6 protein-coding genes are annotated in these 5,469 nt (G+C 53.3%); 5 read left to right on the top strand and 1 reads right to left on the bottom strand.

All coding sequences use genetic code 11. The features are described from left to right. The first annotated feature begins 167 nt into the window (after positions 1-167). From gmk to ABYT30_RS14850, 4 genes are all read left to right on the top strand, one after another. Entirely contained in the window at positions 168-785 is a 618-nt protein-coding gene (gene gmk, locus ABYT30_RS14865) for a guanylate kinase (RefSeq protein ID WP_373083353.1), read from the top strand. 83 nt (positions 786-868) lie between these two features. Next, positions 869-1,132 (top strand): DNA-directed RNA polymerase subunit omega, encoded by a 264-nt coding sequence (gene rpoZ, locus ABYT30_RS14860; RefSeq protein ID WP_373083354.1) that lies wholly within the window; start codon positions 869-871, stop codon positions 1,130-1,132. Positions 1,133-1,154: 22 nt separating this feature from the next. Then, positions 1,155-3,335, top strand: a complete 2,181-nt coding sequence (locus ABYT30_RS14855; RefSeq protein WP_373097316.1) for a bifunctional (p)ppGpp synthetase/guanosine-3',5'-bis(diphosphate) 3'-pyrophosphohydrolase — start codon at positions 1,155-1,157, stop codon at positions 3,333-3,335. Positions 3,336-3,439: 104 nt separating this feature from the next. Then, positions 3,440-3,823, top strand: coding sequence for a RidA family protein (locus tag ABYT30_RS14850; RefSeq protein WP_373083356.1), 384 nt, complete (start codon positions 3,440-3,442; stop codon positions 3,821-3,823). Between the two features lie 8 nt (positions 3,824-3,831). On the opposite strand, the gene ABYT30_RS14845 is transcribed toward ABYT30_RS14850, so the two are convergent. After that, positions 3,832-4,716: an NAD(P)H-binding protein gene (locus tag ABYT30_RS14845; RefSeq protein ID WP_373097315.1), complete on the bottom strand. Its 885-nt coding sequence runs from the start codon at positions 4,714-4,716 to the stop codon at positions 3,832-3,834. Positions 4,717-4,860: 144 nt separating this feature from the next. Between ABYT30_RS14845 and ABYT30_RS14840 the strand changes: the two genes are divergently transcribed. Continuing rightward, the coding region (locus ABYT30_RS14840) for an alcohol dehydrogenase catalytic domain-containing protein (RefSeq protein ID WP_373097313.1) at positions 4,861-5,469 on the top strand (609 nt) is incomplete at its 3' end.

Raw genomic sequence — 5,469 nt, 5'->3', positions numbered from 1 at the left:
TCATCTCTGTAATTTACCCCGCGCCGACCGCCAAACCAGCACATCGCGCGAAAATATCCGAACTAACACCCCTCTTCCGTGACGCTTTGCTAAACTGGTCGTATAATCCGAAAGCACCCAGCGCGGCCAACCCCGCCGCAGCAAATACAGAGGACGACCCCGTCGCTATGCACAGTCAAGGCACGCTCTATACCATTTCAGCACCCTCTGGGGCAGGCAAAACCAGTTTGGTCGCAGAATTGCTGAAACGCACTGCGCAGCTCAGCGTGTCTGTATCCCACACTACTCGCGCAATGCGACCCGGCGAACAAGATGGCGTGAATTATCACTTTATCAGCCACGACGTATTCCAGCAGATGCTCGGGGAAACCGCGTTTTTAGAACACGCCCAAGTCTTTGATAATTTTTATGGCACCTCCCAACGCTGGGTAGAGTCAGAGCTGGCACGCGGCGAAGATGTGATTTTGGAAATTGATTGGCAGGGCGCGCAGCAAGTGCGCCGCTTAATGCCGGAAACCATCGCGATCTTCATTCTGCCCCCCTCCCGCGAAGCCTTAAATGAGCGCCTCACCGGCCGAGGTCAAGACGACGACAGCGTGATTCAACGTCGCATGGACGCCGCAGTTGCGGAAATGTCCCACTACGTTGAGGGTGACTACGTCGTAATTAACGATGATTTCGACACGGCGCTGGCCGACTTAGAAGCAATTATTCGCGCCCGCCGCCTGCAATTAGACAAGCAGCAAGATCGCCACGCCACACTCCTTAGTGCGCTACTGTCATAAGTCCCCACTTTTTGATAGACTGCAAAGTAATTAACAGCGCGCAATTTGTGCGCTGATTTTGTTTAGTCTGCAGGAAACACATCATGGCCCGAATTACTGTTGAAGACTGCCTACAAGCCGTCGATAATCGCTTTGAATTAGTTATGGTCGCCAGCAAGCGCGCCCATGCTTTGGCAACCGGCGGCAAATCTGCACTGGTAGCTGAAGAAGGCGATAAGCCAACGGTTATTGCCCTGCGCGAATTGGCCGAAGGCAAAATCACCCGCGAACAGGTGATGGCAGCGAACACCCAAGAAGACGAACCAGAAATCGATCTGGCCGCAGAGCTGGGCGCCGCTTCACTGTAATTCGCGTCTGAAAGGGGCGTCGATGCATCAATACAGTTTTTTCAATCCGACTAGTGGCAGTAAAGAGCCGGCCGGAACAATCGACGCCCTTGCAATCTCCCTTGCTGAATATCTCACCGCCGAACAGGTCAATCAGGTTCGGCGTGCCTACTATTACGCCGAACAAGCCCACGAAGGCCAAAACCGTCGCAGTGGTGAACCCTACGTAACGCACCCTCTCGCCGTGGCAACCATTCTTGCTGAAATGCACATGGACGTTCAAAGCCTTATGGCGGCAATGCTCCATGACGTTATTGAAGATACTCATGTCACCAAGCAAGGCCTCAGCGATCAATTCGGCGAAGTCGTGGCCGAACTCGTGGACGGCGTTTCGAAACTCACCCGTATCGAGTTTCAATCGAAAGCCGAGCAACAAGCCGAGAACTTCCAGAAAATGGCCATGGCCATGGCCAAGGATATTCGCGTTATCTTGGTCAAACTCGCCGACCGCCTACACAATATGCGCACCCTAGGCGCCATGCCCCAAGACAAGCGCCGCCGTATAGCCAGAGAGACCTTAGAGATTTACGCGCCTATCGCCCAGCGTTTAGGCATGCACAATATCCGGGTGGAATTTGAAGACCTGGGCTTTATGTCCATGCACCCCATGCGCGCCCGGCGCATACGCAAAGCCATTACCACTCGCTTTGGCGATCGTAAAAAAACCATTACCACAATCAAAGAAAGTATTGAGAACTGCCTGACCGAAGAAGGCCACAGCGCCAATGTCATCGGCCGAGAAAAGCACCTTTTCAGTATTTACACCAAAATGCGCAATAAGCGAAAGTCATTAAAAGAGATCATGGATCTCTATGCCTTTCGCATTGTGGTGGACTCCGTCGACAGCTGCTATCGCGTACTCGGCTGCGTGCACAGCCTTTACAAACCCGTGCCCGGCCAGTTCAAAGACTATATCGCCATCCCCAAGGCCAACGGCTACCAGTCTTTGCACACCGTGTTATTTGGCTTAGGAGGGGTGCCGATTGAAATCCAGATCCGCACCCACGAAATGGAAGAAATGGCCAACAACGGCATCGCCGCCCATTGGCTGTACAAAAGTAGCGACCAAGAGCCCAAACGCAATTCCAGCCACGCCCGCGCTCGGCAATGGGTGCAAGGCTTACTGGAAATGCAGGAGCGCGCTGGCGACTCCCTAGAATTTATTGAGAATGTAAAAATCGATCTCTTCCCTGACGAGGTCTATGTCTTTACCCCCCGCGGCGACATTATGGAGCTGCCCGCAGGCGCCACCGCCGTGGACTTTGCCTACGCGGTGCACAGCGATATTGGCAATAGCTGCGTGGCGTGCCGCATTAACCGTCGCTTGGCACCGCTGTCAGAAACTTTACAAAGCGGCCAAACTGTCGAAGTCATTACCACCCCCGGCGCCCAGCCCAATCCGGCCTGGCTGCACTTTGTGGTCACCGCCAAAGCCCGCACAGGTATTCGCCACCACCTGAAATACCAGCGTAAAAACGAAGCGCTTACCTTGGGCAGACGGATGCTAGAACGCGCATTGGCTAGTATGAACGAAGACATAGCCGAATTCGAAGATAAATACCTGCAGCAGCTCGTCGATACCACCCACGCCAAAACACCAGACAATGTTTACGAACAAATTGGCATGGGCAACCGGGTAGCCTATTTAACCGCTCGCCAACTTTTAAATTTACGCGACAATATCGCCGACGGCGACGCTCTGCGCCCACCGCCAACCCGCCACTCCATGGTTATTCATGGCACCGAAGGCTTCTTGGTTAATTTTGCACGCTGCTGCTACCCCATTCCCGGCGACCACATTATCGGTATCGTCAGTTCAGAAAAAGGCGTGGTCGTTCACTGCGAGAACTGTCACAACAGTATTGAGCTGAGCAGTCAGCCAGATCGCGTAGTGCCACTGAGCTGGGCCGAAAATATCGACCGCGACTTCTCGGTAGAAATGAAAATAGAATTAACCAAACAGCGCGGCATAATCGCAGTGTTAGCAACCCGAGTAAACGGCGCCGATGGCAGCATTGAAAAAATCAGCGTAGAAGATGAAAACGCCAAAATCAGTACCATTCACCTTATTGTTGGCGTGCGCTCGCGGGTGCATTTGGCCAATGTCATGCGCCGGATTAGAAATATTCCTGCGGTGATAAAGGTGACGCGGGAAAGGCATTAAGGGACAGTCGGACGTCTGGGGTCTGATGTCAGACGCATCCGCACGGTCTGGTTTTTCGTCAGACGCCCGACTCCCGACATCCAACTAAATAACTAGGAGCTATCATGAGCACCAAAGAATACATCAACACCCTTCACGCCCCAGAAGCCATTGGCACTTACTCACAAGCGGTGAAGGTCGGTAATACCGTTTACTTATCGGGGCAAATTCCCTTGGTACCAGAAACCATGAGCATGGTCGAAGGCGGTATTGTTGAGCAAGCCACTCAGGTGTTTAAAAACCTTTCTGCCGTGGCCGATGCCAGCGGTGGCAGTTTGAATAACGCGGCTAAGGTCAATATTTCTTTAACTGACCTCAGCGTGTTTGCGCAGGTTAATGAGGTCATGGCGAAGTTTTTTAGCGAACCTTACCCCGCCCGCGCCTGTGTGCAAGTAGCTGCTTTACCTCGTGGCGCGCTAATTGAAGTCGAAGTCATTCTGGCGCTTTAACTCCTATCTCACGCCTTGCCGGTACTCGCCCGCCATGCGCGCAGCACCGGCGCAAAACCGTCGCGGAATGTTGGGTATTTCATTGTGTATCCACTTTCCCGCAGACGACGATTTATACAACGTTTACTGCCAGTACGCGCAATCGGCTCGCCCTTGCTCGCGTAAGTCACGCCTAATTGCTCCGCCAACCAAGCCTGAACGTCCTGAATACTTGCCGCTTCATCGTCCACGCCAACGTAGCAGTTTTCGAGTTTTTCGCCGGCCTCGGCTTGATCAATCAAGTGCGCAATAAAACCAACGCAATCATCGCGGTGAATGCGATTGGTATAGTGCAGCGGCTCTGCCGGCGCACAGTCGCCATCCAAGACTTTGTTCAACATAAAAAATCGGCCTGTGCCGTAAATGCCGCCAAAGCGAATATTACTATACGGCCAGCCCGTCGCCGCAATAGCCCGCTCTGCCTTTAATAGGCTCTGGCCAGAAAAGCGATCGGGAACGGTTTCGCTTTCTTCATCGATCAGCTCATGTTTGGATTGTGCATACACACCAGTACTCGACACAAAGAAGATGTGTTTAGGCGGCACCGCGATCGCAGCCAACACAGTGGCCAAACCCTGTTCAAATACAGCTTGATAAGCCTCCGCTTTATTTCCGCCCGGCGTTAAGGTGACCACCACGTAGTCTGCCTGAAGCGGGCCAAGAGCGGCCACACTTGAAGGATCACAAACATTAGCCTCCAAAGCTGTAATTCCCAGCGCCAATTTTGCGGCATTGCGACGTAAACCTTGGACCTGCCAGCCTTTAGGCAGATAGTTTTCCGCTAAGCCACTGCCAATATCCCCACAACCCACAATAAGTAGTTTCTTTTGTCCGCTCCCGCCATCAACAAGCATTCGTTGTTTTCACCTCATTATTAAAACGACAATTCGCTCAGCGCTAGCAGTCTTCGCTATACTGACCGCCTTCTTTTCTGCTAGGTTTTAGCGGCTATTTCTAGCTCTGCCGCAGAGCTTAGCACTTTGACCCAGAGGACGACTATGTCAACGATTCCCGCAACCCGACGCATTGTCATTGTAAACAGCGACGATCACAGCTTGAGTCACGGCACCGAGGCCATGCCAGCCCCCGCCGCCAATGAAGTACTTATTCGCGTCATTGGTTCCGGCGTCAACCGTCCGGACTTGATGCAGCGCTACGGCCTGTATCCGCCACCAGAGGGTGCCAGCCCGATACTGGGTTTAGAGGTCTCCGGTGAAGTGGTTGCGGTCGGTAGCGACGTCAGCCGCTGGGTAGTGGGGGACATGGTTTGTGCGCTGTGCAACGGCGGCGGCTATGCCGACTATACCGTTGCTCCCAGCAGCCAGTGCTTGCCTATTCCCAAGGGCATGTCGGTTCTTGACGCCGCAGCACTGCCAGAAACTGTCTTCACTGTTTGGCACAATGTCTTTCAGCGCGCAAAACTTAAAGCCGGCGAACACTTTCTGGTTCATGGCGGCAGCAGTGGCATTGGCACTACCGCTATCAGTTTGGCGACCGCAATGGGCGCCAAGGTCTACACCACCGCAGGCAGTGAAGCCAAATGCGCGGCCTGTGAAGATCTCGGCGCAATCAAGGCGGTCAATTACAAAACCGAAGCCTTTGAAACC

This window comes from Zhongshania sp. (assembly GCF_041623545.1).
Classification (GTDB): domain Bacteria; phylum Pseudomonadota; class Gammaproteobacteria; order Pseudomonadales; family Spongiibacteraceae; genus Spongiibacter.
This window is presented reverse-complemented; position numbering and strand designations above follow the sequence as displayed.